The organism is Peptostreptococcus faecalis, from assembly GCF_900240845.1.
Classification (GTDB): domain Bacteria; phylum Bacillota; class Clostridia; order Peptostreptococcales; family Peptostreptococcaceae; genus Peptostreptococcus; species Peptostreptococcus faecalis.
Genome location: NZ_OERU01000006.1, coordinates 1 through 25,468, shown reverse-complemented (window position 1 = coordinate 25,468; position 25,468 = coordinate 1). Strand labels below are relative to the sequence as shown.

The window sequence follows — 25,468 nt, the reverse complement described above, 5'->3', positions numbered from 1 at the left end:
AGCATATATATCGTATTAATGTTCAATCTTTCTTACATTTATATTTTCTTTCATGAATTCAATACAATCTTCCCTTGTGAAAATATCTGTTTTAAATTCGTTTAAATACTCTAAATTATCTTCACCAAAGAAAACCAAGCAAGTATTTATGTCTTTATCATAAATAAAAGTAAGTGTTCCGATTCTAATAGCCTCTAGCATTTCAGGTGTTACTATTTCATGTTCTCCATCTTTGTATAATATTTCGTATGATTTTATTAGATTACTTTGTTTTTTAGCATATTCTTTTATTGTATTTTTTAGTTCTGATTTTGAACTTATGGAAAGTTCTGTAACCCATTCTTGAATTGTATTATCTGCATAATTATATACATCTATAAATCCTGTTTCTTTGTCATATACGAATGCGTATCCATTTTCGATTATTGTTTTTAAGTTTTTCATTTTATTTTCTCCTTAGTTTTTTTATATAATGTTTCAAGTTACAGACATTTTTGTCCATCACTTAATTTGATTTATACTTACGCTAATCTCTTTACTTTGTATTTAACTGCGTATTCTTTTACTATTGCTACATATATTTCTTTTAATGCTTTATTTTCTTCTATAACGTCTAAAACACCTATTTTTTCCCTGTTAGACTTGCAAATTCCAATTTCAGCCATTCTTTCACGTCTATGATTTAACCTTACATCTAGTTTGCATGAAGCTCTATTTTCTAGTTCTCTGTATATTTCATTTCTTACCGTTGAAATTTCATCTACACCTCCAAATCCATTTATTGCTATTTTAGTTATTAGTGAATTGGTTTCTTTTCTCCAGTTATCTGTATTAAGTGAAATGATATCAGCCATATTATCAACTACATTTTCAATGTTATCTACTTTTTCTTTTATTTCTTTTGAGTATCTGAAATTAAGCTCTAATATCTCTTCTGTTGTTAATATTGGTGGATTCTTTATTCTATCTTCTAACTTGTTTATATAAGCTATTACAGCCTTTCTCACATACTTACTTTCTCTTACTAATACTTGCTTAGACTGTTCAAACGTTAATATAAACATTGGTCTTTCTTGTCCATTTCCGCCTATATATGAGACGCAGGAAATTTTTCCGTCGTTTATCTCTTCCTCAAATTCATCTCTTATTATCTTCAATAAATCATAATGCTGTAAGTCTTTTTTACCTTCCATGTCTTTTCTAAAAATATTAATCTGTTCTGTAAGCTCTAAGCTTGTCATATTTTCTTTTTTCATTAATTCTTGCATTTACTCTCCCTCCCCCCTTTATTACTTTAACGTAAGTTAGTTTGCAAAAAAAATATTTCCCACTTCTTCCGTAGATAGTTCTAATGTTTTTAAAATAATGCTCAGTTCATTTCTAGTAAAATCTCTATGCCCATTCATTTTAAGGTAAAATGTAGACACATTAATATTCAATTTCTCCGCCATATCCTTAGATGTTTTTCTCTTTTTACTCATATAGCTTTTTAAAAGATATTTATCTATCATACCTATCCCTCCTTTCTTTATTACGTTAGCGTAAGTCAATTATATCCAGCTTTAAATAATATGTCAATACTTTTTCGTAAGTTTTGTTTTTTATTGATTAATTTTATTGCGAAAAAGCAACTTTAAATATATAATATACTTATTAGCGATACTTTGCGAGGAGGTCCATACTAAATGAAAAGTATAATCACAAAAAGAAGAAAAGAATTGGGGTACACAATGAAAGAATTGGCAAACTTGACAGGTGTTAGCGAAGCAACTATATCACGCTGGGAATCTGGAGATATTGCCAATATGAGACAAAATAACATACTCTCATTATCAAGAGCTTTAAATGTTTCACCTTTGCACATAATTGGATTAGAAGATACTGTTATAAATGGTAACAATGCAGACCTAGACAGTACAAGAGAAATTATTAATATTCTCATAGAAAAAACAGTTAATAATACCATTTCTTGGAATAAATTATTTAATAAAACATTCTCTTTCGAACCTGGATCTTTTAATTTTACATTTGAATTTAAGCCTACAGCTTTAGAAGAATCCATAAAAATAGAAGACTTTCAAGAATATATTATAAACAATATCGAAAGTAGTTATAAGCAAGCATTGTTTGAAATTTATAATATAGCTAAAAAAGAAGATGCTATTTGGAGCATTAGTGATAGTGAGAGCTTTTTCTGTGAAATTGAAGGATTATTTTATATGATTATAAATGTCAGCGTTATGACTAAGCCAAATGAAGACGGCAATATGCCTGAAATATTTGAAATAACTTACTTAGAAATTTTAAATATTCATAATAATAAGATAGAGTCTCTAGGAGATAATTTACACTACCCTCTTATAAACAAACTTTCTGATACGGTTAAAAATATTTTTGATAGTTATAAGGATAGAGAAAATTTAATTTCAGAAGCGTTGGATCAATTAAAAAAATTATAAAACAGACACGTAAATATTATCAAAGCATAATATTACTTATTTATAAGTCACAGAGTGAACTCGCCTCTTACGTGCATTGAATTAACCGAGTAATTTCCGAGTATTATTGAATTTATGGGAATGATATTATATTTTTATAATTTTGCAAGAAATGACCTTCTAGAATCAACTGTAAAGCATTTTATTAGGTATCAATGAGATTTATATTAACATTATAAATTTTTTCTTATAACGCCAATTAAGGCTATATTTTAAGATAGTTATTATTTTATAGAATTATACTGTTTTTATAAACAAAATTTCAGAAAGGAGTTGTTTTAATGGAAAATGATATTAAATCAAAAGTGGATAGACAAAATATATTAAACAATTCAGTTGCTATTAAAGAAGCAGAGAAAGAGTTTGATATAGAAGGTATAGAAGTGAATGGTGTTTATTACTACACGAATCAAAATTTAGCCGATTTTTTTGAGGTTGATATAAGAACTATAGAAAGAATTCTAGACACTAATAAAGATGAGTTATCATCAAATGACTACAAATTGTTAAAAGGTGATGAGTTGGAAAAATTTAAATCATTTGCGACCGACATTAATGTCGGTCACAAGACAAGGAATTTAGGAATTTCAACCTTTCGAACGCTCTTGAATTTTGCAATGTTACTCTCTAATAGTGAAAAAGCAAAGCAAGTTAGATCTAGAATGCTTGATATCGTAATAAATGTACTAGTTGATAAAACAGGTGGATATGTGAAGTATATAAACCAAAGAGATAAGGATTATCTAAATAATCGATTTATAGGAACAGTTGAAAGGGAAAAATTTAAAAAATCTTTAAATGATTTCGTAGATATGGGTACCCACAAATATCCATATTTTACAGACAAGGTTTATAAAGCTATATTCAAGGAAAATGCACGTAAGTATAAAAATATGCTTTCTCTAGCTCCTGACGAACAAGCTCGAGATACAATGTACAGTGAAGTTTTATTGTTAATAGCTAGCTTTGAAGCTGGCTTAGCATATGATATAGAAAAAGAATCTCAAAGAAAAGGACGGTTACTAAATAAAGACGAAGTAAATCAAATAATATCAGACTTTTCTAACCACCCTTCTCAAAAGCCTTTTTTAAATGATGCAAGGACAAAAATGGCAAGTAGAGATAACTGCTTTAGAAATGTGTCTCATTCATCTCTTACTGAATATCTTACACCGGTAACGCAAGAGGAGTTTGAAAATTTTATTGGAGAGCAAAGTAAATCTTTAGAAAAACAAATTGAAGACCATAAAGACGTATTTTTGAGGTTAAAAGATAAATAATGAATGAAAAAATTAATTACCTGACACCTGATATATGTATAAAAGAACACGATAAGCTTATAAAAAAAATTGGAGGTCGATATGGAATAATGGACTTAGGAATTTTAGATAGCCTATTAGACCATATAAAAAATGACATTTATTATCCTTCTTTTGAATCTAAAGTTTCACGTTTGGTTTTTTCTATAGCAAAGTTCCATGTTTTTATGGATGGGAACAAAAGAACTAGTATCGCAATAGGAGCTTTATTTTTAAATATAAACGATTACGGTTACTGCTCTGATACTTTTATTGATGAAATGGAAAATATTGTACTTATGGTAGTTCAAAACATAATCAGTGAAGATTTGTTATTAGAAATAATAACATCAATAATAGAAAATGATGAGATATCATACGAAGTAAAATTAAAAATATCTAGAATTAATATTTAGCCTTTATGAAAGGTGGTGATAACATGGTTAAACGTGCGAATGGTGAAGGAAATATTTCAAAATATAAGTTTGATGAAAACGGAAAATGTATCAGTTGGCGAGCAAGAATAATGATAGGTTATAATGAAAATGGCAAACCAATTAGAAAACAGTTTTATGGCAAAACTCAAAAAGAAGTAAAGGAAAAGCTAGAAAATTATAAGCGTGAATTGATGTTAAATTCATATGATTTGAACTATGATAATATAACATTTCAAGATTATTTTTATAAATGGTTATTCGATAGAATAGATATGTATAAACCTTCATCTTTTCAAAGGTATGAATCTATATACAGAATCTACTTAAAAGGTAGTCCAGTAGGTAAAATCAAGCTTAAAGAACTAACACAAGCACACTTGAATAAATACTACAAATCACTACTAAACAATGGCACATCATCACATAGAATTATAAGAATTAATCAGATATTTAAAACTGGATTGAATGGAGCTGTAAAAGAGGAAATAATATTAAGGAATCCTGCAACACTTGTAGACCTTCCGAAGTATGAAAAACCTAAAATAAAGCAAGTATTAACACTAGAGGAACAAAAACTATTTTGTGAAGAAATAAAAGATAGTGAACTAGAAACATTATTTCTAACTGCTCTTAGTACTGGTATGAGATTAGGTGAAATACTAGGTTTGAAATGGGAACATGTAGAATTAGACAATAAGAAAATAACAGTAAAAGAGAATCTTCAAACAACATACATTTATGACGAACAAGGCAATAGAAGAAGGACTTTAGTTACCCAATCACCTAAGACAAATGACGCATATAGAGTAATTCCTATACCTGATATGCTAATACCTAAGCTCAAAGCTTTAAGGCTTGCACAGATGGAAAATAAACTTAAATATGGTGAGTCTTATTATTTGAATAACTATGTTTTTACTGATAAACTAGGCAAAAATATAGACAATAAAAAGCCTAATAGACACTTAAAAAGTACTTTGAAGAAAATAAATATAGATCCTATTAAATTTCATGGACTAAGAAAGACATATGCTACTAGATTATTTGAAAACGGAGTACCACCTAAGACAGTACAAGTACTAATGGGACACGCTGATATTACTATGACATTAAACCTATATACAGAGGTTATGGAAGAGCAAAAACAAGAAGCTGTAGATACATTAAATAACATATTTAATTTTTAGAGAGGAGTATTTAAAACTTCTCTTTTTTTTGTATAATATTTTACTGTTATAGTACAGTTGGGTTATAGTTGGGTTATTTAGACATAAAAAAAGGAAATACAAAATCTTAAAGACTAGTATTTCCAATATGTACACAATGTTAATTTCAAAACTGGCGGAGAGAGAGGGATTTGAACCCTCGGTGCAGTTTCCCACACACTCGCTTTCCAGGCGAGCCCCTTAAGCCACTCGGACACCTCTCCAAATTGCCTACTTATAAATAATAACATAAATGGCTCTACTTAGTAAACATTATATGGTTACTTTTTTTCTTTTCTTCTTTCAGAAAAGAATTTTGTTAAAATACAACTATTTTCATATTCCAATATTCCATCGATATATTCTACCTTATAATCTTTATAAAATTCTTGTATAAAAGAATTATGTTTGCTGACCATATGGTTTTTACTGTGCTTAGCTCCTACATATACTTTTTTTATTCTAGAGTTTACAATTGCTCCAGCACACATAAAACAAGGCTCCATAGTTACATATAGTTCACAGTCATTTAGTCTCCATCTTCCTAGATTTTCAGCTGCTTGCTTTATTGCTACTACTTCTGCATGAAGTGTTGGGTTAGAAGCGATTTCAATTTGATTATAACCTCTTCCAATAATTTTATTTTCATGTACTACCACAGCACCTATTGGAGTTTCTTTTATAGAATATGCTTTTCTTGCCTCTATCATAGCTTCTTTCATAAATTCAACTTTAAAATCTTCTACATTCATACAAATAATACTTCCTTTTTGTTATTTTATTAATTATGTTATACTTTGATTTGTGTAAAATTGTCGCTTATATATTAAATAATTCAGACATATCCACAGACCTTTCAAGCTTAATTGTGGATAATGTGGATATCTTTTTGCTATTTCATGATATTTTTTATCTATTCTTCTTAATGACGTTATTGATAGCTTTTATATTAACACATTTTTTATCTCTACACATAAAAATACGAAAAAGAATTTTATATCACATTCTTCTTCGTATTTTTTATATTGTTATTTATTTTTCAGTATAAATTATTAAATATTCAACTTACTTTATTACATCGCATCCCATGTAATTTCTTAAAACTTCAGGAACTACTACACTTCCATCAGCTTGTTGATAGTTTTCTAATATAGCTGCGAAAGTTCTTCCTACAGCAAGTCCTGAACCATTTAATGTATGTACGTATTCAGTCTTTGAGTTTCTATCTCTCTTAAATCTGATATTTGCTCTTCTAGCTTGGAAGTCTTCAAAGTTTGAACAAGAAGATATTTCAACATATCTGTTGTAACTTGGCATCCAAACCTCTAAGTCATACTTTTTAGCTGCTGTAAATCCAAGATCTCCAGTACAAATTTTTACAACTCTGTAAGGTAATCCCAATAACTGTAACATTTTTTCAGCATCATTAGTTAATTTTTCTAATTCTTCATAAGAATCTTCTGGCTTTGCAAATTTAACTAATTCAACTTTGTTAAATTGATGCTGTCTAACAAGTCCTCTAGTATCTCTACCAGCTGAACCAGCTTCTGATCTAAAGCATGGTGTATATGCACAATGTTTAATTGGTAATTTTTCAAAAGCAACAATTTCATTTGCATATATATTTGTAACAGGAACTTCTGCAGTTGGAACTAAGAAGTATTCTACATCTTCTAGTTTGAACATATCTTCTGCAAATTTAGGAAGCTGACCTGTACCTATAAAGCTGTTTCTGTTTGCCATAAAAGGTGGTAATACTTCTGTGTACCCATGATTTTCTGTATGATAATCCAAGAAGAAAGATACTAATGATCTTTCAAGTCTTGAGCCTTTATCTTTGTATAGTGTGAATCTTGAGCCAGTAATCTTTCCTGCTCTTTCAAAGTCAAGTATATCAAGATCTGTTCCAACATCCCAGTGGGCTTTGAAATCAAAGTCAAATTTAGTAGGTTCACCCCATCTTCTGATTTCTACATTGTCTTCATCAGTTTCTCCCTGTGGTACATCAGGATTAGGAACATTTGGTATTCTAAGTAGTTTATATTCTAAGTTCGTTTCAACTTCCTTTAACTCTGTATCTAGTTCTTTTATTTTATCAGATAGCACTTTTAATTCATTTTTAATTTCTGTGATATCTTCTCCATTTTTCATCATTACTGGAATCTTCTTTGACTCAACATTAGACTCATTCTTCATTACTTCTACTTCTTTTAATATTGCTCTTCTCTTATCATCTAACTCAATTACATCATCTAGATCTTTAGGATTAAATTCGCCTTCTCCTCTTCTTCCCATCAATACTTTAATTTCATCTAAGTTTTCTCTAATTCTTTTAATATCTAACATATCAACAACATCCTCCTAGTATATTTAATATTTTTTAATTTTATAGTATTTTAAGACAAAGTGTTATAAAAAATTGTATAAAAAAAGACCTTCATCCCCTTATAAGGGACGAAAGTCATTATCCGCGTTACCACCCTAATTAATTGGCATAGGCCAATTCACCTCAGACCTTTATCGCAGGTATACGTCTAGTACTATTTCAAACTAGATGCTCAGGAGTAGATTCAGCAATTTTTGATGTGGATTTGCAGCGTACACCCACTCTCTAGAAAACAAAACACTGCTTACTAAGTTCCATCATAGCCTTTGTCCTTTAGTTTATGAGTTAATTATATAATATTAAAACATTTTTTTCAAGTTATTTTTATTTTTATTTTATTGTATTAATTAAAGCAACGTTTGAAAGCTTGATTTCATTTGTATCGAACTCATTTTTAAATTTTTCCATAATATCATAATACGCATCCCAATAATCATCAGTCTTTGTCCAAGGTTTAGCCACAAATGTAATACTGTTATTTTCCATTGAATCTATACCTATTAATGGTTGTGGATTTTTAATAATTCTATCATCTTCTTCAAATATTTTTTTTGCTATATCATACAATAACTTCACATCTGTATCGTATTCAAATCTAAATACAAAGTCTATTCTTCTCTTATCTTGAGCAGTGTAGTTTATAAGAGGATTTGATGTTATCTGAAAATTAGGCATTACTATCAATTTGTTGTCTACTGTTTTTAAACTTGTAGAAAACATTTGTATTTCGCTTACTGTACCCTCTATCTCGTTGCAGCTAATATAGTCTCCTATTTGAAACGGTTTGAAAAAAAGTATTATCAAACAAGATCCAAAGTTTGACAATACTTCCTTAAATGCTAAACCAATACTAAAACCAGCAGCACCTAATATAGCAGCTAGGGACGTAGTATTAAATCCCATTAATGAAAAAGCCTGCATTACTGCAAATACTATTATCAAAACCTGTACAAAGTTTATAAGAAAACTTACAACTCCTATACTTGTTCTATATTTGTTCAAGACTCTATGCATTATTTTTTTTACCATTTTCGCTATTAATACGCCAATTATTACTGTAATAATTGCAACAATTATCGATGGTAACTTTTCAATGAATATATCAAAGTATTTATTCATTATAGAGGTTTGTTTCTCTATAGATTCTCCCATTTAAATATCCTCCTATCGTACTCTTTATCACTTAATATAATAATAAATAGTGCTGGAAAAATCCAGCACTATTTATTATTATATCTGATCTAATTATTTACTAAATAACTCGCTTATATTCTTTTCTAAGCTTTTCAATAATCTTTTTTTCTATTCTAGACACAGTCATTTGAGATATTCCGATCTCTTTTGCTATTACAGACTGCGTTTTATTATGGAAAAATCTTCCTTCCATAATTTTTATCTCCAGTTCATTTAAAGTAGTCATAAAGTTATCCAGAAAATCTTTTTCTACTACTCTTGAAAATTCCTTATCTTCTACACCAATTCTATCCCCTAAAGTCATGTCCTTATCGTCAGAATCATCTCCACCAGTAGATGTGTCTAATGATATAGGTTGATAACCAAATGAAGCTTCCATAGCTTCTAGTACTGATTCTTCTGTTACGCCCAAGTATTCAGCTATTTCAGAAGTCATAGGCACTTTATTGTTGGTTTGAGTTAAGTATTCTTTTGCATTGCTTATTTTTTTACTTAATTCTTGTATTCTTCTAGGAACTCTCATTGTCCAAACTTTATCTCTGAAATACTTCTTAATTTCCCCTTCAATAGTAGGAGTAGCAAAACTTGAAAATTCAAACCCTCTCGAGATATCATACCTATCTATAGCATAGATAAGGGCTAATGATGCAACTTGAAAAATATCTTCATAGTCAACACCTTTATTCATATATTTTCTAGATATTATCTTTGCTAGATAAAGATGCTTCTCTATTAGAATGTTTCTTAAAGTTGTGTTGCTCCTATCTTCAGAAAAAATTTTGAAGAGTTCTTTACTACTCATTTCATCATATTTTTTTTCTGTGGATAAACGATTCATCATTATTCAACTCCAGCCATTTTGTTATTCTAATAATTGTCCCACATTCCTCGCAAGAATTTATTTCAACATCATCCATTAGACTTTGTATTATAAATAAACCTAGACCATTTTCCTTTGGCTCTTTTAAGTTTGGAGAGGCTACTGATTTTACATCATAGCCAATTCCTTCATCTTTTACTTCCATTGTCAATTTATCATTATATACATAAAATGTTAGTTCAAATTCATCTTGTTTACTATGTTTTATTGCATTTGTACAAGCTTCTGATATAGCTACTTTTATATCTTCTATCTCTTCAAGATCAAATCCCATGCTACTAGCGATACCAGATGTGGTCAACCTAATCACAGAAACAAAATTAGGATTAACTGTCATTTTCATACTAATTACTTCACAGTTCAAAGTTATCCCTCCATACGTATTATCTGGTCTAAACCAGTAATTCTGAATATCTTTTTTACATTGTCCTTCGCATTATAAATATAAATTTCTTTATTATTTTCCTTTAGCCTTTTCATAGCGACAACTACTGCACCTATCCCTGTTGAATCAATATAGTCAAGATTAGACATATCCAATTTTATGTCTGAAATCTTTTTATCTATATCGCTATTTAGCTCTCTGGTCAAATCTTCAGAACTAGAAATATCTAGTTCCCCTGAAAGTTTTACGGTCCAAATATCATTGTTATTTTCATAGTTAGAAACCATATTTAACGACATAACCAACCTCCTTTGCTATTCAATATCATCTTCTCTTTTTAATTTAGCAATTGAAACAACTTCTACTTCGTCGTTTGTTTTCATCAGTTTAACGCCACTTGTTATTCTACCGAAGATAGATATTTCATTGACTCTGATTCTAATCAAAACTCCATCTGAGTTAATCATCATCATTTCATCATCTTCATTAACTAAGTTAGCACCTACTATTTTACCTGTTTTATCATTTATGTTATAAGTCTTTATACCTTTACCAGCTCTTATTTGCTGTCTGTACTCACCTATGTCTGTTCTTTTTCCAAAACCTTTTTCACTCACTACTAATAGTTCTGTTCCATCACTTGTCAAATCTAATGATACTACTATATCATCTTTTGATAGAGTGATCCCCTTTACTCCAGTTGCTGTTCTTCCCATTGGTCTAACATCTTTTTCACTGAATCTAATAGACATTGCATTTTTTGTTACTAATACTACGTCTTCATCACCTTCAGTTCTTTTTACACCAATAAGTTCATCACCATCTTTTAAGTTAATAGCTATTAGACCTGATTTATTTATATTTTTAAATTCTTGTATCAAAGTCTTTTTAACTATACCATTTTTAGTTGCAAATAATAGGTATTTAGAATCATCATTATTTTTATCATCAGGATTAAATGATATTATTCTAGCTATTTTTTCTCCAGGATTTAATTGAAGTAGGTTTACAATAGCAGTCCCCTTAGCACTTCTCTTTCCTTCTGGTATTTCATATGCATTCAATCTATATACTCTACCTCTATTCGTAAAGAATAACATCAATGAATGAGTTGTTGTAGATATTAAGTCAGTTACAAAGTCTTCTTCTTTTGTTGTAAGAGCTGTAATACCTCTTCCACCTCTTTTTTGACTCTTATAAGTATCTGCTGGTAATCTCTTTATGTATCCAAGATGAGTAAGTGTAATTGCAATTTCTTCTTCTTCAAGTAAATCCTTAACATTAAATTCACCTTCAGCAGGTATAATTTCAGTCTGTCTATCAACCGCATATTTATCTCTAATTGCAGACATTTCATCTTTTATTACGCCCAACAGCTTAAGTTCATCTGCTAGTATACTCTCTAGATATTCAATTCTTACCATTAATTCATTGTACTCATTGTCTATCTTATCTCTTTCTAGTCCAGTTAATCTCTGAAGTCTCATATCCAAGATAGCTTGTGCTTGAACATCTGAAAATGAAAATTCTTCAATTAATCTTTCCTTAGCAACTTGACCATTTTTAGATCCTCTTATTATGCTTATTACGCGATCTATATTATCTAAGGCTATCTTTAGTCCCTCTAATATGTGGGCTCTTGCTTTAGCCTTATTTAGGTCAAATGTAGTTCTTCTAGTTATTACATCTTTTTGATGCTCAACATAATGATATATAACAGACTTTATATCTAGTATTTTTGGTGTACCATTTACTAATGACAACATTATTATACTAAACGTGTCTTCGAGTTGAGAATGCTTGTATAAATTATTTAGAACTATGTTTGCATTCATATCTCTTTTTAATTCTATTACAATTCGCATTCCATGTCTATTACTTTCATCTCTAAGATCAGATATTCCTTCTATTCTTTTTTCTTTTACTAAATCAGCTATTCTTTCTACCAATCTAGCTTTATTTACTTGAAAAGGTATTTCAGTAACTATTATTTGTTGCTTTCCTTTTGGAAGTTCTTCAATTTCAACTTTAGCTCTTACTTTTACCTTTCCTCTACCAGTTCTATAAGCATCCTTAATACCTTCCATTCCTACAATTGTTGCTGCTGTAGGGAAGTCAGGTCCTTTTATATACGTCAATATATCGTCTATTTCGCAGTCTTGGTTATCTATATAAAATATAGTCGCATCTATGACTTCACCTAAGTTATGAGGTGGTATAGATGTTGCCATACCTACTGCTATACCATTTGAACCATTTACCAATAAATTTGGATATCTAGCTGGAAGCACCTTAGGTTCTTTCAACGATTCATCAAAGTTCGGTCCAAAATCTACAGTTTCTTTATCTATATCCCTTAGTAATTCTAAGGCAAGTTTACTCATTCTAGCTTCTGTATAACGCATTGCGGCTGGACTATCACCATCTACTGAACCAAAGTTACCTTGACCATCTACTAGTAATCCATTTGTAGAGAATGGTTGAGCCATTTTTACCATAGCCATATATACTGAACTGTCACCATGTGGGTGATACTTACCCAGTACGTCCCCGACAATACGCGCTGATTTTCTATAAGGTTTATCAGGTGTTATACCTTGTTCACTCATAGAATATAATATTCTTCTATGAACTGGTTTTAGACCATCTCTTACGTCAGGTAGAGCTCTACCTGCTATTACGCTCATAGAATAATCTATATAAGATTTTTTCATTTCATCAGCAATTTCTATTGGAATTATCCTGCTTGTATTTTTATCCATTTAATTAAGCCTACCTCCTATATATCTAAATTTCTTACGTATCTAGCATTTTCTTCAATAAATTCTCTTCTAGGAGCAACCTTGTCTCCCATAAGCATAGAAAATACTTCATCGGCTACTATTGCATCATCAATCGTAACTTGAAGTAGCGTTCTAGATTCAGGGTCCATAGTAGTCTCCCAAAGCTGTTCAGCATTCATTTCTCCAAGCCCTTTATAACGAGAAACTTCTGTTCCAGTTCTTCCTATTTCGTTTAAAATGCCATTTAATTCAGAGTCAGAAAATGCATAGTACTCTTTCTTTGACTTTTTAATTTTATATAGCGGTGGCTGTGCTGCATATACATAACCATTTTCAATTAATGGCTTCATGTATCTAAAGAAAAATGTCAGCAGCAAAGTTCTTATGTGCGCTCCATCGACATCCGCATCCGTCATTATTATTATTTTGTGATATCTCAATTTTGAATCATCAAAATCATCACCTATACCACAACCGAATGCAGTTATCATATTTTTTATTTCATCAGAAGATAATATTTTATCTAATCTGGATTTTTCAACGTTTAATATTTTTCCTCTAAGTGGAAGTATAGCTTGTATATTTCTATCTCTACCTCCCTTAGCTGAACCACCGGCAGAATCCCCTTCGACTAAGAAAATCTCACTCTTTTCAGGAGATTTTTCAGAGCAGTCAGCTAACTTACCTGGAAGTGATGTAGTTTCTAGTATACTTTTTCTTCTAGTAAGTTCTCTCGCCTTCTTGGCAGCTTCTCTAGCTCTTTGAGCTCTCAAACACTTATCTATAATTATTCTTGCAACACTTGGGTTTTCTTCCATGAAAGAGCCAACTTCTTCACTTGTAATGCTATCGACTAGACCTCTCATAAAAGTATTACCTAGTTTTGTCTTAGTCTGACCTTCAAATTGAGGATCAGGAAGTTTAACAGATATTATAGCAGTTAAACCTTCTCTAATATCTTCTCCAGACAAGTTTGCATCTTTATCTTTTAATATGTTATTTCTTCTTGCATAGTCATTCATAACTTTTGTAAGAGCCGTTTTGAATCCTGATAAATGAACTCCACCTTCTTGAGTATTTATATTATTGGCAAATGAATGTAAATTTTCAGAATAAGCATCTGTATATTGCATTGCAAATTCTATAGTACAATCTTTAGCTACTTTGTCTACATAAATTATCTGATCGTGAAGTGTTGTCTTTGTTCTATTTAGATATTTAACAAATTCAACTAAACCTCCAGTATGTTTAAATGTTTTTGTTTTTTCTTTATCTTCTCTTTTGTCTTCAAAAATAATTGTTATCATCTTATTTAGAAAAGATAATTCTCTAAATCTATGTTCTAGAGTTTCATAACTAAACTCTAATTCATCAAAAATTGTGTCATCTGGCATAAATGTAATAGATGTACCACTTTCAACTTTAGATTCTCTAACAACTTCAAGTTTTGTAGTAGGATGTCCCTTTGCATATTCCTGTCTATACACATTTCCGTCTCTAGCAACTTCTGCTATCATCCATGTGCTAAGAGCATTTACAACTGATACACCAACTCCGTGAAGACCACCTGAAACCTTGTAGCCTCCTCCACCGAATTTACCTCCAGCATGAAGCACTGTCAGTACTGTTTCAAGTGTAGATAGACCTGTCTTAGGATGAACTTCTACCGGTATACCTCTTCCGTTATCCTTCACGGTTACACTATTATCGTTATTCAAACTTATATATATTTCAGAACAATTTCCTACTAAAGCCTCATCTATACTGTTATCAACTACTTCATAAACCAAATGATGTAATCCTTTTGGCCCTGTTGATCCAATATACATTCCCGGTCTTTTTCTAACAGCTTCCAATCCTTCTAAAACTTGAATTTGATTTGCACCATATTCTTGTTTTGCCATCTATTTACCTCCATTTTCTATATCAACTATTTTTCCTTCTTCAATATTAAATATTGTATAATTTTTTTTCCCCAATATATTTTTATGAAGTGGGTCAGCTGATGTTACAAACATCTGAATGTCCCCTAACTTTTCTACTAACATTCTCTGCCTAGTTTGATCTAATTCACTAAAAACATCATCCAAAATAAGCACTGGATAATCTCCTAGTTCTTGTTTAATTAATTCTATTTCTGACAATTTTAAAGAAATAGATACGGTTCTTTGTTGACCTTGAGAACCATAAAGCCTCACATCAATATCATTAACAAATATGCTCAAATCATCTCTATGAGGACCAATTTTAGTACTTCTATAAAATATATCGTGTTCTCTACTGTCTTTTAATTTTACATCCATCTTATCTTTTATTGTATCTACTGTATCATCTTCAGTTATATTTATTTGACTCTTATATATTATAGACATATTTTCTGAATTTGAGGTTAAACTATTATGCAGTTTATTAGATATTTTAGATAATTTTTCTATAAATTTCATTCTAGTACTATATATTTCACTACCGTATAGTGATAAATGTTCATCATATACATCTAGCAAATTATGATCGATTTTATTAGATTTTAATACTTTATTTCTTTGGTTTATAGTTTTGTTATACATTGTCAAATTACTGTAATATCTAGGCATAATTTGACTTATTTCCCTATCTATAAATCCTCTTCTTTCTTTTGGTCCATCTTTAACTAATTTCAAATCTTCTGGTGAAAAAACTACAACGTTTAAAGTTCCCAGCAATTCTTGGATAGATTTTATAGACACGCCATTGACTTTTATTCCTTTTTTATCTTTAGTAACCATCACTTCTATTTTCTTGCCTAGTCCATTTTTTAGGAATGTACATCCACAATAGAGATTGTCTTTTCCAAATTTAATTATTTCTTTATCCTTACTAGATCTAAATGATTTACCTATAGACATTAACGTCAACGATTCTACTATATTAGTTTTTCCTTGACCATTCTTACCTACTATCAAATTTATATCTTTATTAAATTCAACATGTAAGTTATCGTAATTTCTATAATTTATAAGTTTTAAGCTATCTATGTACAATATAACACCTACTTTTAAACTTAAACAAATTTCAAAATCCTAAATAAATAAATCTATGAATTTTGAAATATAAAATTAGCCTATTTTAATTTTTCTTCCTCCGACTTCAACAATATCACCTTGTCTCAGTTTTTTTCCTCTTTGAGTGGCAACTTCTCCATTTACTTTCACTTCTCCACTCATAATTATTATTTTAGCTTCACCACCTGATGATACTAAATCAACTATTTTTAAAAACTGATCCAATTTAATATATTCAGTCTCTATATTCAACTGTTCCATATTGTTTACCTCTATTTTTTCATAATGTAATGTTTCTATAAAAACATTTTTTTAGCATACGACATCTATTATATTATATCATACTTACAATAATATTTATAATCAGTTTTATAAATGTTTGTTTCTACTCTACAAACCAACGCCTGCGTAAATACACAGGCGTTTATCTATTTAATATATTAACTTAAAAACTTTATATTTTTTATATTGTTAAATAAATATTTAAAACTTCTTTTTGTTAATTAATTGTTAAGTCTAACAGGCAGTAGTAGGTATATATATTCAACACCATCAACTGGTTTTATTATACAAGGATTAACAGATCCGCCAAACTCTATAGAAATAAATTCACTATCTATATTTTTTATTCCTTCTAAGAAGTATTTTGAATTAAATGCTATATCTATAATTTCACCTTCAAATTCTATTTCAACTTCCTCGTAAGCATTACCATTTTCGTTATTAGAAGTAATTGACATTATATCTTCACCTACAGATATTTTTATTAGGTTATTTTTATCCCCAGTAAATAATAAAGCAGCTCTTTCTATAGACTCTTGTAGTTTTTTTGTATTTACTTTTATCTTTGTTATATGGTCTTTTGGAAGTAATCCCTCATAATTAGTAAAATTACCTTCAATCAATCTTGCAACTATTCTTGTATTATCAAGTTTAAATATAATATTTTTAGAGTCCACACCTATAAAAAATTCACCTTCATCAGAAAGTAGACCATTTAGATGATTCAATGTTATTCCAGGTATTATTACCTTTATGTCATTTTCGACCTTTTCATCTATATCAGATTTTCTTACAGCAAGTCTATATCCATCTACTGCAACCATATTTACCTGTTCGCTATTTAATTCAAATAACTCACCTGCAAGTGTTGGGTTTATAGGTTCATGTGCAGTTGCAAATACAGTTTGCTTTATCATATTTTTCATTTCAGGTTGGCTAAATTTGACCATGCTATCAATAGATACATCTACTGGTCTAGGAAAATCTTCTGCTGATATTCCCTTTATCTTAAATCTTGAATTAAGACAATTTATAAAAACATTGTAGTTTGCATCAGTTTCAATAGATATAAAAGTATCTGGTAGCTTTCTTACAATATCTCCTATAAGTCTTGAATTTATAACAACACTACCCTCTTTAATTACCTCTGCTTCTATAATTGTTTCTATACTTATTTCACTATCATATCCAGTGATTATAAGATTATTGTCTTTTGCTGTAATTAGTATTCCTCTAAGTAGTTCTATATTAGTTTTATTATTAATAGCTTTTTGTGCATTTGTAATTGCATTTGCTAGTTTTTTTTGATTACATAATATTTCCAATGTATATCATCCTTTCTCTGTAAAAGTAAAATTGTAGATAACTAATTTCTGCCTTAATATATATAAATATATAATATATGTAGTAGAAATAGTAGTAGTATATGTTGAAAGTGTTTAAATATACTTGAAACACTAGAATAACAATGATTTTGGCTGTGTAAAACTCTGTTACTAATCCAAAGATAAAATTGTGATAAAATGTGTATAACTTTTTATAAATAATTATACACATAAAATAAACAGGATTTCAACATTATTAATGTGTATAACTATCCATTTAAATCTGATGTAATTTTTTCTATTTTTACTTTAGTAAGTTCGTTTTTGCTAATTTCATCTTCAATTTTCTTAATAGCGTGCATTACTGTAGTATGATCTCTTCCTCCAAATTCTTCACCGATTCCAGGAAGAGAGATATCCAACATTTTTCTAGCAAGGTACATTGCAACTTGTCTTGGGAATGCAATATTTTTTGTTCTTCTCTTTGAGTTGAGATCATCTACAGATACATTATATGCATCTGCCACCATCTCTTTTATTCTAAGCATATTTATTTCTTTTGTATTGTATGATACCAAAATATCCTTTAGTGCTTCTTTAGCAGTGTCTAAGTTTAAATCTTTAGACAACAATTCAGCATAAAGAATAACTTTGTTTAGAGCACCTTCCAATTCTCTTATATTGGACTTTACGTTGTCAGCAATATATTCAATTACTTCTTTTGGTAGGTCTAAGTTATCACTTTCTGCTTTTGTTTGAAGTATAGCCATTCTAGTACCGTAGTCTGGCTGCTGAATATCTGCCATAAGACCACCAGCAAATCTAGATTTTAGTCTCAGTTCAAGGTCCGGTATATCTTTTGGAGGTTTATCACTAGATAGTATTATTTTTCTTCCAGATCCATGTACATCATTAAATGTATGGAACAGCTCCTCTTGAACTGAGTTTTTTCCAGATATAAACTGGACGTCATCTATCATAAAGACGTCTACGCTTCTATATTTTTTTCTAAATTCATCATTTTTCTTTTCTCTAATAGCCATTATAAGTTCATTTGTAAAGGTTTCAGAGGATACATATAATACCTTTTTTGAAGGGTCTCTTTCTAGTATTTTGTGACCAATTGCATGCATTAGATGTGTTTTACCAAGTCCAACTCCCCCGTACAAAAAAAGTGGATTATCTCCTGATGTTTCGTCATATCCGGCAACTCTTTGACAAGCTGCTACTGCTATATTATTACTTGATCCAACTACAAAAGTATCAAATGTATACTTTGGATTTAGGTTGGCAGAAGATATGCTCTTTGCTCTGTTAATGATGTTGTCTTGGTTATCTATTTTAGTATTGCTACTTTGTGCATTTTCCTTGTTGTCAGATAAAAACCTTTCTTCATCAGGATCTGTAATTACCTCAATGTCAGAAATATTTATAGCCAACTCGTCAACAGCATTTAAAAGAATACTCTTTCTAGTGTTAAAGAAGTTTTTAGCACTTTCATCACCTCTTAGAAATAGTACATTGTCCTTTATAGCAATCGGTATAAATTTATTGTCTTCAAAGTACAGTTTAAATACTGATTTTGAAAAAGTGCCCTTCATTTTATTTTTTATCGAAGTCCACAGTTTATTTGCATCCATATATTTTGCATCCATATATAAAATGACCTCCTTTTCTCTCGCAAATTGTGTTTATTTATTGTATAATACCTGTGTATAAAAAGTGTTGATAATATATATTATGATTATGAAATTAAAAAAATTATTAACAGGATGTGTATATAAAATATACATATTATCAACAGCAAAATATCCTGTAATTAAAAACATAAATATATTATATAGCTTAAATCTATTTTTTTGTCCACAAAGTTATACACAAAATGTGAATAACTTGTTATTAAAATTTAATATTATCCACATATTGTATTTTATGTGGATAATATTAAAAAATATTTCTGTATATTGTTGATAACTTTTTTTTAAAAAAATTATAATAGATGTATAAATTTTAATATATATACTAAAATAAATATCAAATACTTGTATATCAATAACTTTGAATAAAATAATATTAAAATTGATTGACTTTTACCTATAAAATCATTATAATTATATTGTTATGTTTACGATTACGATTTAATGAAAGGAGTGTTCAAGAATGAAGAGAACGTACCAACCAAAGAAAAGACAGAGAAAAAGAGAACATGGCTTCAGAAAAAGAATGAAAACTTCTAACGGAAGAAATATTTTAAAGAAGAGAAGAGCCAAAGGAAGAAACAGATTAACACACTAATAAGTTGAGACCTGTTTAGAATTAATAATAATAAAAAACCACTTTATTAAGTGGTTTTTTTTGTAATATTCATTAAAAAACAGGAAATGGAGGTTATTGATGCAATTTAATAACACCGATGGAATCAAAAAAGATTCTGATTTTAGAAGGGTTTATCAAAAGGGTAAATCTGTTGCGGATAGAAATTTAGTGATATATACATTACAAAATGGCAAAAAAAAATCTAGAATAGGTATATCAATTTCTAAAAAAGTTGGAAAAGCTAACGTGAGAAACAAAATTAGAAGGTATATAAAAGAAGCTTATAGAATAAATATAGATGCCAATATTAAAAATGGATACGATATTGTATTTATAGCCAGGGTAAATAGCAGTAGTGCAAGTTACAAAGATATCGAAAAATCTATAAAAAATATCACTAAAAGGGCAAAAATGATAAATATAAAGAAGTAATTAGTTTTTATTGGAGTGATTTTATGAAAACAATAAAACCGTTTTTTGTAACATTGGGGAAGATTATGGCGAATGCTTGTATAGGTGTAATTAGAATTTATCAAAAATTAATTTCACCTTTAATTGGTCCTAGTTGTAGGTTTTATCCTACATGCTCTCAATATTCTATCCAAGCATTTAAAAAATACGGCTTTTTCAAAGGTACATGGTTGACAGTAAAGAGAATAGGAAAATGTCACCCATTTCATCCTGGTGGATATGATCCTTTGAAGTAGAAGGTCTATGTCTCAAAAGTTGGGGCATGTTTATTTAGGAGGTATTAATGGGAATTATAGCAGGTTTTTTTGGAACGATACTAAGTTATATTTATGGTGCAGTAGGAAGTTATGGTCTTTCTATTATTATATTTACTGTTATAGTGAAGGCTATACTTACTCCTTTGACTATTAAACAGACTAAATCGACATTTGCAATGTCGGAAATCAATCCGAAGATAAAAGAAATTCAAGAAAAGTATAAAAATAAACCAGAAAAGCAGAATGAAGAAATATCTAGACTGTATAAAGAGTCAGGATTTAATCCTCTTGCTGGTTGTTTACCAATGTTAATTCAAATGCCAATATTATTTGGTTTATTCTATGTATTTAGAGATCCAGTTGCACATGGAGTATTTGCAAATAAGGCTGCTTTTATGGCAGCAAATGGAAATTTCCTTTGGATTCAGTCACTAATAAAGCCAGACTATGTATTAGCAGCACTTTCAGGTATCAGTGCATATTTTATGCAGATAGCTATGACTCCTAAGGATCAGCTACAAGGTACTATGAAAATAATGACATGGGTAATGGCTGGTATGTCATTTTACTGGGGATTCATATTCCCAGCAGCATTAGCTCTTTATTGGACTGTATCGAATCTATTTTCAGTTGCCCAATATTTTGTTATCACTAGACCATTGAAGAAAAGACTGGCACTAGAAAAAGAAGAAAGAGACGCTAAGAAAGCTATAAAAGGCAAAAAGTAGGAGGTATATAATAGTGGAATCAAAATTAATAAACGCAAAAAGTTCAGATGAAGCTGTTGAAAAACTATTAAAATCTACAAATGCAGATAAAGCTAGTATTCAAATAACAGTTAAGGAAAAGCCTAGTAAAGGATTTTTAGGTATTGGAGCTAAAAATGGTGTATTTGAAATACATTATAATTTACTGGAAGAATCAAAAGTTGAAATTGAAGAGATTGAATTAGAAGTAAAATCAATAGAAGAATTAAATTCAACAGAAATTGAAAATACTGAAGTATCTAAGGAAGAAAAAGTAAACATAACAGAAGAAGATGAAATAAAAATTGCAAAAGAATTTGTAGTTGAAATTTTAAAAAATGCAGATATTTCAGCAGATGTAGATGTGAAAATAGAAGATAATCTTATAAAGATTAATATAAATGGGGAAGAAGCAAGTGCTCTTATAGGTAGAAGAGGTGAAACTCTAGATGCTATACAATTTTTAACAGGACTTGCTTTGAATAAAGTAAATAAAGATGCTCACACAAGAGTATTTATAGATATTGAAAATTATAGAAGTAAAAGAGAAAAGTCTTTAAAACGTTATAGCTATAAAGCTGCTAAAGAAGTTGCAAGGACTAAGAGAACAAAAAAATTAGACTATATGAACCCATATGAGAGAAGGATTATTCACTCAGCTCTTCAGAATGATAGATATGTAATCACTTATAGTGAGGGAACAGATCCTTATAGAAGGGTAGTTATTGAGCATAAATAGTAAATTTATATAGAATGTATAACCTGTTTAGAGTTATACATTCTATTTTTTATGTGTTATAATATCTATAATACAAAATATTATAGATATAAAAAAATACAATTATGTGTTATAATATCTATAGTACAAAATATTATAGATATAAAAAAATACAATTAAATGTTTAATATATAAAATATTGGATATCGAACCAATACAACGTTTTTATATGAATTTTACGTATATAAGCATATGTTAAAATAAAAACATAAAACATTGCTTATTTGGTATAATGTGTTATGTGCACAACCTAGGAAAACGATTTTACTAAAGGTTTATAGAAATGTAATAGACGATTAGGAAAAATTAAAAAACAAACTTTAATAGCCTAGTAGCTAGGCAAAACATTAAAAAAAGGGGTGGTAAAATTGAAAAAAAAATTATCGTGTATAGCGTTATCGCTAGCTTTGGCCATTTCATTTGTACCAATATCAAGTGCAAATGAATATGTAGAAGAAAAGCTTCCAAATAATACACAAGACACGCAAGAGCAACAAAATATTAAGGGGGAACAATTTGCGCAAGAAGAAGTGAATACAGTAAAAGTATCCACTGAAGATGAGTTAGAAGCTCAACTTAAAGCAAAAGCACCGCATATTACTATTACGTCTAGTTTTGATATTACAAAGCGTATGAACATTACAAGTTCGGTAACAATTGTAGGAGAAGGAGATGTAACACTGACTGTACCAAAAGCAGTTACTAACTATTCTGAAGGAATATTTTATTCAACGGATTCAGTAGAAGAAATTAATATAGAAAATGTGAATTTTAAGAGGGGGGATTTTACAGAAGATTCTCATAGGAATAGGTTATTTTATATTAAATCAGATAAAATAAATGTAACTTTAAAAAAATGTAATATGTCAGGATTTAGAAGCTCAATGGGGACTGTAATTAGACTTCAAGAAAAGACTAAAGGCAAAAAAGATAATAGATTGAATATTTCTCTGGAAAATTGTTTAATAGAAAATAATACAACGACATCTTCGGATTCAGCAGGAATTCTTGTAGAAGGTCCTTCTGATATAGTTGTGAAAAACTCAACATTTAAGAATAATAAATCTAGTTCTTATTCAGGTGCAATAAGACAAAGTGCTGCTTTATCAACAGATCAAGAGGGCGATAGCGTATTAATGTATATATCAAACTCAACATTTGAAGGAAATTCATCTGAAAATGTTGGTGGAGCCATTGACGGAAAGTATAGTAAATCTGTACCAACTATAAATATAGATGGATCGACTTTTAAATCAAATGTAGCGAATTCTTCAGGAGGATTAGGTGGAGCAATTAACCTTGATAGCAAAAACGAATTAGGAACACTTAACATTAAAAACTCAATACTCTCAGAAAATATGTCGAATAATGCACATGGAGGAGCTCTAAGAATAAATGGATTCGATATAAAATTAGAAGGTAATACATTTGAAAATAACAGTGCTAAAACTCAAGGTGGAGCAGTAGCGGTGAGTTCAAGTGATAATATTAAGACATATAAGAGTAGTAATAATAAATTTATTGGAAATAAATCCTTTGGTCTAAACTGGAGTTCTGATGGAGGAGCTATCTTAACTACTGGATTAATAAATACGTATATTGACAATGATGAGTATATAGGAAATACTTCTATTGCAGGGGGAGGAGCTATCTCAGCATATACTAATGTATTTGGTAAAGATTTGGATACAGTGTTTGAAATTAAAAATTCTTTATTCGAAAAAAATAAATCATTAGGTGATCCAGAAGATACAGATACTCAAAACTTTGGTGGAGCGGCTCTAATACATGGTGATATGAAAACAACTATAGAGGATACAAAATTTATAGAAAATGAAGCCTCTAAAGGAGGAGGAATATTCTACTATGATTCAACAACTCAAAATAGAGGAAGTCTTTATTTTTCTGGGGTAGAATTTGATAAAAATAAAGCTACTAATTATGGTGGAGCAGTTGTAATTCAAAATCAAAGTGATCTTACGACTGAGTTTAACAATACAAAGTTCAGAGAAAATTCCTCAGCTAATAATACAGCTGGAGCTCTATATGTACGTGTTCCTGTTAAATCAGGTGTTGCAGTTACTTCAAACGTAAAAGTGAAAAACTCAGAATTTATTAAAAACTCAACAAGTGGATATGGTGGAGGAATCTATTCATACGTATTTAATTATGAAGAAGATAAAAAAGACCTAGAAGATGGTCAAATGGTAAAGTTAGATATAGAGGGATCTAAATTTGAAGAAAATACAGCCGGTATAAGTGCAGGAGCAATATATGCAGATGCAAATACTACAGCAAATATTACAAGTACAGATTTTTCAAAAAATAAGTCAGATAAATACGGTGGTGCTATAGGAATAGAGAGTAAAAAAGATATCAACGTAAAAGAATCTACATTTGATTCTAATAAGACAGGTATACTTGGAGGCGCTATAAATGTACTACCAATGGAAGATAGATTAACTCTTGATGCAGATTCAGTATATTATAGTCCATTAAAGGTAAGTAATACTAAATTTACAGGAAATATAGCAGATAAAGGTATATTTGAATTAGATAAGAGTAAGTATCCAGAAGTTTATAAAATATATCAATCTAATATAAAAGGGTTGACAGCTCTTTCAAAGCCAGCTGATGTAAGTAAGCACCTAGCATATAATAACTATGATATTAGTTTTGTATCTGACAAAGTATTAAAGCCTGAAGATCCAGAAGTACCAGGCGGTGGAGGTGGAGGTGGAACAACTCCTCCAACAAAGAGAGCAACTGCTGTACTTGCAAACGGCAAGAAATATACTGACGTATTGACAGCTACAGTGCTAGCAAACGAAAGAGATTGTCCAATACTTCTAACAGATACAAACGACATCACTACAGAGACTTTTAACGAATTAAAAAGACGTGGAATAGGTGATGTAATTATATCAGGAGGACCAGATTCTGTATCTCAAAAAGTTGTAGATCAGCTAAAAGATTTCAACGTGATAAGATATGCTGGATCAGATAGATATGGAACTGCAAGAGAAATAGGTAAAGAGGTAAGAGCTTTAACTGGAAAGACTGATGGAGCAATGCTAGTTGATGGAACTAACTTCCCTGACGTAATTACAATATCAGCTCTTGCGACTCAAAAGAGAGTACCAATTTTAATCACAAATCCTAACAAGCTTACAACTACAACTGAAA

General features: G+C 29.8%; 25 protein-coding genes, 1 tRNA gene and 1 other annotated feature. Of the genes, 10 read left to right on the top strand and 16 right to left on the bottom strand.

Annotation, left to right across the window (positions count from 1 at the left end; all coding sequences use genetic code 11):
- Positions 1-15 precede the first annotated feature (15 nt).
- The 3 genes from C0982_RS08180 to C0982_RS08170 all read right to left on the bottom strand — a co-directional run bounded on the left by C0982_RS08180 (position 16) and on the right by C0982_RS08170 (position 1,511).
- Positions 16-444: a hypothetical protein gene (locus C0982_RS08180; RefSeq protein WP_101773736.1), complete on the bottom strand. Its 429-nt coding sequence runs from the start codon at positions 442-444 to the stop codon at positions 16-18.
- A gap of 77 nt (positions 445-521) precedes the next feature.
- Entirely contained in the window at positions 522-1,268 is a 747-nt protein-coding gene (locus C0982_RS08175; protein WP_101773735.1) for a Rha family transcriptional regulator, read from the bottom strand.
- Positions 1,269-1,304: 36 nt separating this feature from the next.
- Complete coding sequence (locus C0982_RS08170) at positions 1,305-1,511, bottom strand: helix-turn-helix domain-containing protein (RefSeq protein ID WP_101773734.1); 207 nt, start codon at positions 1,509-1,511, stop codon at positions 1,305-1,307.
- 174 nt (positions 1,512-1,685) lie between these two features.
- Between C0982_RS08170 and C0982_RS08165 the strand changes: the two genes are divergently transcribed.
- The 4 genes from C0982_RS08165 to C0982_RS08150 all read left to right on the top strand — a co-directional run bounded on the left by C0982_RS08165 (position 1,686) and on the right by C0982_RS08150 (position 5,420).
- Positions 1,686-2,459: a helix-turn-helix domain-containing protein gene (locus C0982_RS08165; RefSeq protein WP_101773733.1), complete on the top strand. Its 774-nt coding sequence runs from the start codon at positions 1,686-1,688 to the stop codon at positions 2,457-2,459.
- A 320-nt stretch (positions 2,460-2,779) separates the two neighbouring features.
- Positions 2,780-3,778 carry a DNA-binding protein gene (locus C0982_RS08160; protein WP_101773732.1) on the top strand — a complete coding sequence of 333 codons (999 nt, stop codon included), beginning with the start codon at positions 2,780-2,782 and terminating at the stop codon, positions 3,776-3,778.
- Positions 3,778-4,212, top strand: coding sequence for a type II toxin-antitoxin system death-on-curing family toxin (locus C0982_RS08155; protein WP_101773731.1), 435 nt, complete (start codon positions 3,778-3,780; stop codon positions 4,210-4,212). Before C0982_RS08160 ends, C0982_RS08155 begins: the two co-directional genes overlap by 1 nt.
- Positions 4,213-4,235: 23 nt before the next feature.
- The gene (locus C0982_RS08150) at positions 4,236-5,420 is read left to right on the top strand and encodes a tyrosine-type recombinase/integrase (protein WP_101773730.1); all 1,185 of its coding nucleotides are present in this window, start codon (positions 4,236-4,238) and stop codon (positions 5,418-5,420) included.
- A gap of 152 nt (positions 5,421-5,572) precedes the next feature.
- Here the strand turns inward: C0982_RS08150 and C0982_RS08145 are convergent.
- From C0982_RS08145 to dnaA, 13 genes are all read right to left on the bottom strand, one after another.
- A tRNA-Ser gene (locus C0982_RS08145) sits at positions 5,573-5,662 on the bottom strand.
- Positions 5,663-5,719: 57 nt separating this feature from the next.
- Positions 5,720-6,190, bottom strand: a complete 471-nt coding sequence (locus C0982_RS08140; protein ID WP_101773729.1) for a nucleoside deaminase — start codon at positions 6,188-6,190, stop codon at positions 5,720-5,722.
- 313 nt (positions 6,191-6,503) lie between these two features.
- Complete coding sequence (gene serS / locus C0982_RS08135) at positions 6,504-7,784, bottom strand: serine--tRNA ligase (protein ID WP_101773728.1); 1,281 nt, start codon at positions 7,782-7,784, stop codon at positions 6,504-6,506.
- Positions 7,785-7,885: 101 nt separating this feature from the next.
- Positions 7,886-8,094: a binding site (T-box leader), on the bottom strand.
- Positions 8,095-8,154: 60 nt separating this feature from the next.
- Positions 8,155-8,976 (bottom strand): mechanosensitive ion channel family protein, encoded by an 822-nt coding sequence (locus C0982_RS08130; protein WP_101773727.1) that lies wholly within the window; start codon positions 8,974-8,976, stop codon positions 8,155-8,157.
- A 100-nt stretch (positions 8,977-9,076) separates the two neighbouring features.
- Complete coding sequence (locus C0982_RS08125) at positions 9,077-9,856, bottom strand: SigB/SigF/SigG family RNA polymerase sigma factor (RefSeq protein WP_101773773.1); 780 nt, start codon at positions 9,854-9,856, stop codon at positions 9,077-9,079.
- Positions 9,825-10,241 carry an ATP-binding protein gene (locus C0982_RS08120; RefSeq protein ID WP_101773772.1) on the bottom strand — a complete coding sequence of 139 codons (417 nt, stop codon included), beginning with the start codon at positions 10,239-10,241 and terminating at the stop codon, positions 9,825-9,827. The genes C0982_RS08125 and C0982_RS08120 overlap by 32 nt, the downstream gene beginning before the upstream one ends.
- A 23-nt stretch (positions 10,242-10,264) precedes the next feature.
- Positions 10,265-10,582, bottom strand: a complete 318-nt coding sequence (locus C0982_RS08115; protein ID WP_101773726.1) for an STAS domain-containing protein — start codon at positions 10,580-10,582, stop codon at positions 10,265-10,267.
- A 15-nt stretch (positions 10,583-10,597) separates the two neighbouring features.
- The gene (gyrA, locus tag C0982_RS08110) at positions 10,598-13,045 is read right to left on the bottom strand and encodes a DNA gyrase subunit A (protein ID WP_101773725.1); all 2,448 of its coding nucleotides are present in this window, start codon (positions 13,043-13,045) and stop codon (positions 10,598-10,600) included.
- 17 nt (positions 13,046-13,062) lie between these two features.
- A complete protein-coding gene (gene gyrB / locus C0982_RS08105; protein ID WP_101773724.1) occupies positions 13,063-14,970 on the bottom strand; it encodes a DNA topoisomerase (ATP-hydrolyzing) subunit B in 1,908 nt (635 codons plus the stop codon).
- On the bottom strand, positions 14,971-16,086 hold the full coding sequence (gene recF / locus C0982_RS08100; protein WP_101773723.1) for a DNA replication/repair protein RecF: 1,116 nt from the start codon (positions 16,084-16,086) through the stop codon (positions 14,971-14,973). It abuts the gene before it with no gap.
- Positions 16,087-16,161: 75 nt separating this feature from the next.
- The gene (gene yaaA, locus C0982_RS08095; protein WP_180946917.1) at positions 16,162-16,368 is read right to left on the bottom strand and encodes a S4 domain-containing protein YaaA; all 207 of its coding nucleotides are present in this window, start codon (positions 16,366-16,368) and stop codon (positions 16,162-16,164) included.
- 242 nt (positions 16,369-16,610) lie between these two features.
- The gene (gene dnaN / locus C0982_RS08090) at positions 16,611-17,714 is read right to left on the bottom strand and encodes a DNA polymerase III subunit beta (protein ID WP_101773722.1); all 1,104 of its coding nucleotides are present in this window, start codon (positions 17,712-17,714) and stop codon (positions 16,611-16,613) included.
- Positions 17,715-17,983: 269 nt separating this feature from the next.
- Complete coding sequence (gene dnaA / locus C0982_RS08085) at positions 17,984-19,354, bottom strand: chromosomal replication initiator protein DnaA (protein WP_101773770.1); 1,371 nt, start codon at positions 19,352-19,354, stop codon at positions 17,984-17,986.
- Positions 19,355-19,874: 520 nt separating this feature from the next.
- Between dnaA and rpmH the strand changes: the two genes are divergently transcribed.
- The 6 genes from rpmH to C0982_RS08055 all read left to right on the top strand — a co-directional run.
- Positions 19,875-20,009, top strand: coding sequence for a 50S ribosomal protein L34 (gene rpmH, locus C0982_RS08080; RefSeq protein ID WP_101773721.1), 135 nt, complete (start codon positions 19,875-19,877; stop codon positions 20,007-20,009).
- Positions 20,010-20,108: 99 nt separating this feature from the next.
- On the top strand, positions 20,109-20,462 hold the full coding sequence (gene rnpA / locus C0982_RS08075) for a ribonuclease P protein component (protein ID WP_101773720.1): 354 nt from the start codon (positions 20,109-20,111) through the stop codon (positions 20,460-20,462).
- Between the two features lie 65 nt (positions 20,463-20,527).
- Positions 20,528-20,737 (top strand): membrane protein insertion efficiency factor YidD, encoded by a 210-nt coding sequence (gene yidD, locus C0982_RS08070; protein ID WP_101773769.1) that lies wholly within the window; start codon positions 20,528-20,530, stop codon positions 20,735-20,737.
- 47 nt (positions 20,738-20,784) lie between these two features.
- Positions 20,785-21,486 carry a YidC/Oxa1 family membrane protein insertase gene (locus tag C0982_RS08065; protein ID WP_101773719.1) on the top strand — a complete coding sequence of 234 codons (702 nt, stop codon included), beginning with the start codon at positions 20,785-20,787 and terminating at the stop codon, positions 21,484-21,486.
- Positions 21,487-21,499: 13 nt separating this feature from the next.
- Complete coding sequence (gene jag, locus C0982_RS08060) at positions 21,500-22,243, top strand: RNA-binding cell elongation regulator Jag/EloR (RefSeq protein ID WP_101773718.1); 744 nt, start codon at positions 21,500-21,502, stop codon at positions 22,241-22,243.
- 407 nt (positions 22,244-22,650) lie between these two features.
- Positions 22,651-25,468: cell wall-binding repeat-containing protein (locus C0982_RS08055; RefSeq protein ID WP_180946916.1), on the top strand; the 2,818-nt coding region annotated here is incomplete at its 3' end.

What these genes read in the sequence shown, in the direction of transcription:
- C0982_RS08150 (WP_101773730.1), top strand. Translation starts at nt 4,236, where the DNA reads ATGGTTAAACGTGCGAATGGTGAAGGAAATATTTCAAAATATAAGTTT.
- C0982_RS08140 (WP_101773729.1), bottom strand. Translation starts at nt 6,190, where the DNA reads ATGAATGTAGAAGATTTTAAAGTTGAATTTATGAAAGAAGCTATGATA.
- C0982_RS08115 (WP_101773726.1), bottom strand. Translation starts at nt 10,582, where the DNA reads ATGTCGTTAAATATGGTTTCTAACTATGAAAATAACAATGATATTTGG.
- yaaA (WP_180946917.1), bottom strand. Translation starts at nt 16,368, where the DNA reads ATGGAACAGTTGAATATAGAGACTGAATATATTAAATTGGATCAGTTT.
- yidD (WP_101773769.1), top strand. Translation starts at nt 20,528, where the DNA reads ATGGCGAATGCTTGTATAGGTGTAATTAGAATTTATCAAAAATTAATT.
- C0982_RS08160 (WP_101773732.1), top strand. Translation starts at nt 2,780, where the DNA reads ATGGAAAATGATATTAAATCAAAAGTGGATAGACAAAATATATTAAAC.
- rnpA (WP_101773720.1), top strand. Translation starts at nt 20,109, where the DNA reads ATGCAATTTAATAACACCGATGGAATCAAAAAAGATTCTGATTTTAGA.
- rpmH (WP_101773721.1), top strand. Translation starts at nt 19,875, where the DNA reads ATGAAGAGAACGTACCAACCAAAGAAAAGACAGAGAAAAAGAGAACAT.
- C0982_RS08170 (WP_101773734.1), bottom strand. Translation starts at nt 1,511, where the DNA reads ATGATAGATAAATATCTTTTAAAAAGCTATATGAGTAAAAAGAGAAAA.
- C0982_RS08065 (WP_101773719.1), top strand. Translation starts at nt 20,785, where the DNA reads ATGGGAATTATAGCAGGTTTTTTTGGAACGATACTAAGTTATATTTAT.
- C0982_RS08180 (WP_101773736.1), bottom strand. Translation starts at nt 444, where the DNA reads ATGAAAAACTTAAAAACAATAATCGAAAATGGATACGCATTCGTATAT.
- C0982_RS08125 (WP_101773773.1), bottom strand. Translation starts at nt 9,856, where the DNA reads ATGAATCGTTTATCCACAGAAAAAAAATATGATGAAATGAGTAGTAAA.
- gyrB (WP_101773724.1), bottom strand. Translation starts at nt 14,970, where the DNA reads ATGGCAAAACAAGAATATGGTGCAAATCAAATTCAAGTTTTAGAAGGA.
- C0982_RS08175 (WP_101773735.1), bottom strand. Translation starts at nt 1,268, where the DNA reads ATGCAAGAATTAATGAAAAAAGAAAATATGACAAGCTTAGAGCTTACA.
- dnaA (WP_101773770.1), bottom strand. Translation starts at nt 19,354, where the DNA reads ATGGATGCAAATAAACTGTGGACTTCGATAAAAAATAAAATGAAGGGC.
- serS (WP_101773728.1), bottom strand. Translation starts at nt 7,784, where the DNA reads ATGTTAGATATTAAAAGAATTAGAGAAAACTTAGATGAAATTAAAGTA.
- gyrA (WP_101773725.1), bottom strand. Translation starts at nt 13,045, where the DNA reads ATGGATAAAAATACAAGCAGGATAATTCCAATAGAAATTGCTGATGAA.
- C0982_RS08120 (WP_101773772.1), bottom strand. Translation starts at nt 10,241, where the DNA reads ATGAAAATGACAGTTAATCCTAATTTTGTTTCTGTGATTAGGTTGACC.
- C0982_RS08155 (WP_101773731.1), top strand. Translation starts at nt 3,778, where the DNA reads ATGAATGAAAAAATTAATTACCTGACACCTGATATATGTATAAAAGAA.
- C0982_RS08130 (WP_101773727.1), bottom strand. Translation starts at nt 8,976, where the DNA reads ATGGGAGAATCTATAGAGAAACAAACCTCTATAATGAATAAATACTTT.
- C0982_RS08165 (WP_101773733.1), top strand. Translation starts at nt 1,686, where the DNA reads ATGAAAAGTATAATCACAAAAAGAAGAAAAGAATTGGGGTACACAATG.